General features: G+C 58.8%; 1 protein-coding gene and 1 pseudogene. One reads left to right on the forward strand and one right to left on the reverse strand.

Features of this window, described 5'->3' with window-relative positions; translation table 11 throughout:
• Positions 1 to 261 precede the first annotated feature (261 nt).
• Positions 262 to 357, forward strand: a pseudogene (locus tag CU103_RS30980) (HU family DNA-binding protein); the annotation flags it as partial.
• Between the two features lie 44 nt (positions 358 to 401).
• Here the strand turns inward: CU103_RS30980 and CU103_RS30985 are convergent.
• On the reverse strand, positions 402 to 656 hold a 255-nt coding region (locus tag CU103_RS30985; protein WP_106667838.1), incomplete at its 5' end, for a DUF736 domain-containing protein.

The raw sequence follows: 656 nt of genomic DNA on the forward strand, positions 1-656 counted from the left end.
TGCATGTGTTTCGAGTGTGGGTTTATGGCGTGTGGAATATATTCCACACTGTAGCTCGCGCCCATACATCAAAAACCCACCTGTTACAGATGTGAATATGTTGTATTCATTTTTGGCTTGCATTGTTTCGCCAATTCGAGGCATGATGCGCCTCTCGTCACCACCATACGGACGCGATCATGACACGAACCTATGCGGCGGTAAGCAACAAGGGCGGAGCGGGAAAGACCACGCTGGTGACGCTGCTGGCGGGAGAATATGCGCAATCCGGCGACCGGGGCGAGCATCAAAGTGGCCGCCGCGAAAAAACTGACCTTCGCGCCTGCCAAGGCGCTCAAGGACACGTTGAACAAGTGACAGGAGAAAAGCCCCGCCTGGGCAGCGGGGCTTTTCCTTTGGGGCTATCGGCGCGTGGTGCGTGACCAGATGAGCTGCAAGCCTTCCTGGCCCTGCACTTCGGTGAGCGTCGCGTAGATCGGAGCGGGGAAGCTCGGGTCGTCGAGCTTGACCGAGATGTAGTCGCGTTCGGTTTCGCGCGCCTGTTTCTGCCAGCCGGCGCCGAACTCGACAGTGCCTGCCAGAACCCGGAAGTCGGGAGCGTCGTCGGAGGTGCGGTCGACCCGGACGATCTTCGCCTTGACGTTGAGGTTGAGGGT

The organism is Phyllobacterium sophorae (genome assembly GCF_003010965.1).
GTDB classification, from domain to species: domain Bacteria; phylum Pseudomonadota; class Alphaproteobacteria; order Rhizobiales; family Rhizobiaceae; genus Phyllobacterium; species Phyllobacterium sophorae.